This window comes from Brevundimonas sp., assembly GCF_032107865.1.
In the GTDB taxonomy this organism is placed as follows: domain Bacteria; phylum Pseudomonadota; class Alphaproteobacteria; order Caulobacterales; family Caulobacteraceae; genus Brevundimonas.
The window spans coordinates 1-1,558 of the sequence record NZ_DAMCNG010000360.1; the positions used below are offsets into that span (position 1 = coordinate 1).

The 1,558-nt window shown below is 68.6% G+C and carries 1 protein-coding gene and 1 pseudogene; both read right to left on the reverse strand.

Annotation, left to right across the window (positions count from 1 at the left end):
• On the reverse strand, positions 1–1,323 hold a 1,323-nt coding region (locus RT567_RS16665; protein ID WP_313577306.1), incomplete at its 3' end, for an efflux RND transporter permease subunit.
• Between the two features lie 12 nt (positions 1,324–1,335).
• Positions 1,336–1,558, reverse strand: a pseudogene (locus RT567_RS16670) (efflux RND transporter periplasmic adaptor subunit); the annotation flags it as partial.

Consider the following 1,558-nt stretch of genomic DNA (forward strand, 5'->3'; position numbering starts at 1 on the left):
CAGCAGGGTGTTCTCGACCACCACCACGGCGCCGTCGACCAGCAGGCCGAAGTCCAGCGCCCCTAGGCTCATCAGGTTTCCGCTGATGCCGAAGCGGTTCATGCCGATGACCGCGAACAGGAAGCTGATCGGGATCATCAGGGCCGTGATCGTCGCCGCGCGGATGTTCCCCAGCAGCAGGAACAGCACGACGATGACCAGCAGCGCCCCTTCGGTCAGGTTCTTGGCCACCGTCTTGATGGTTGAGTTAACCAGGGCGCTGCGGTTCAGCACCGGCTCGGCCACGATGTCGGGCGGCAGGCTGGCGCTGATCTGTTCCAGCCGTTCAGCCGAAGCCTGGGCCACGGTGCGGCTGTTCTCGCCCGCCAGCATCAGGGCGGTGCCGATGACCGCCTCATGGCCGTCGCGGCTGGCGCCGCCCAGACGCGGCGCCTGGCCGATCTCGACCGTCGCCACATCGGCGACCCGCACGACCAGACCGTTGCGGTTGACCACGGGCGCCTGGGCCAGATCCTCGACGGTCTGGGCCAGGGCGTCGGTGCGCACGGTCAGAGCCTCGCCCGCGCGCTGGATATAGCCCGCGCCCGCTTGCGTGTTGGCCCGGTCCAGCGCCTGGATCAGATCGTTCAGGCTGAGGCCATAACTTGCCAGTCGCGCCGGATCAGGACGGACGGCGTACTCCTTCACATAGCCGCCGTTGACGTCGACGCCCGCCAGACCGGGCGCGGTCCGCATCCGGGGCGCGATGATCCAGTCCTGCACGGTGCGCAGATAGGTGGCCCGCGCCTGGGGCGTGTCCAGCCGCTCGCCCTCTGGCGTCAGATAGGCGCCGTCGGGTTGCCAGCCGGGTCGGCCCGCCCGCGCCGTCTTGGCGTCAAAGGGTGTCAGGTCGACCGTCCACATCAGGACTTCGCCCAGGCCGGTGGTGATGGGCGACAGGGCCGGTTCGACGCCCTCGGGCAGGTTCTCGCGCGCCTGCGCCATCCGCTCGGCCACCTGCTGGCGGGCGAAGTAGATGTCGGTGGCGTCGGTGAAGATGACCGTCACCTGACTGAAACCGTTGCGGGTCAGGGAGCGGGTGCTCTGGATTCCCGGAATGCCCGCCATCGCTGTTTCCAGCGGGTAGGTGACCTGACGCTCCATCTGCTCGGGGGCCAGGGCCGGGGCCACGGTGTTGATCTGCACCTGTCGGTTGGTGATGTCCGGCACGGCGTCGATCGGCAGCTTGGTCAGCTGGAACAGCCCCCACGCCGCGACAAGCGTCGTGGCCAGGACGATGAACCAGCGGAAGCGGACAGACGCCTCGATGATCGCTTTGAACATGATCGCCCTCCCTTAGTGGCCGTGCTCGGCTTCGCCCTTGGCCAGTTCGGCCTTGAGCAGGAAGGCGTTGGCCGCCGCGACTTTTTCGGCTCCAGTGAGACCGCGCAGGATCTCGGTGGCGCCGCCGGCCTGACGACCGGCCAGCACGGGCTGGGCGCGGAAGCCTTCGCCGGTCTGGACGAAGACCACCGTGGCGCCGTCGACCGTCTGCACCGCCTCGGACGGCACGGTCAGG